This is a genomic window from Kitasatospora sp. MBT66 (genome assembly GCF_000710405.2).
In the GTDB taxonomy this organism is placed as follows: domain Bacteria; phylum Actinomycetota; class Actinomycetes; order Streptomycetales; family Streptomycetaceae; genus Kitasatospora; species Kitasatospora purpeofusca.
The window spans coordinates 42105-42555 of sequence record NZ_JAIY01000025.1; the positions used below are offsets into that span (position 1 = coordinate 42105).

Genomic DNA, 451 nt, shown 5'->3' on the forward strand with positions numbered 1-451 from the left:
TCGACCCAGGTGGTCGAGGTCTCGGTGCGCTCGGACAGCGCCTCGACCCGCTTGCCGGAGAGCCGGGCGGCGATCCGGGCGGAGGGCAGGTCGGCGGCGGTGCCGGCGGCGTTGGCGTTCGGCTGCTGGGGCCGGGCCGGGCCGGTGGCGGGGGTGGCGAGGGCGGGCTGGGTGCCGGCGAGCAGTGCCACCGCCACCGCCGTCGCAACCGTCCCGCTCAGTGCCCGGAGGACCGCAGGTGATCTGCGGGGAGTGCCACCGGGTATGGCGTGCTTCATGGGATCTCCTGACCGGCCGTCACTGGGGACGGCGGAGACGGAGCATAGGGAATTCCAATCGCACGCCAACAGAGTCCCAAATCCCGGTAAAAGGGGCACTCATGATCATTACCAGCTGGTAAGGGCGCAATCGTGATCCAGCTCCACAAGGGATTCACCTGGCTTCACCGAAC

1 protein-coding gene is annotated in these 451 nt (G+C 69.4%); it reads right to left on the bottom strand.

Annotation, left to right across the window (positions count from 1 at the left end; all coding sequences use genetic code 11):
* A partial coding sequence (locus BI06_RS52160) for a hypothetical protein (RefSeq protein WP_158516554.1) occupies nucleotides 1–278 on the bottom strand: 278 nt, incomplete at its 3' end.
* Nucleotides 279–451 lie beyond the last annotated feature (173 nt).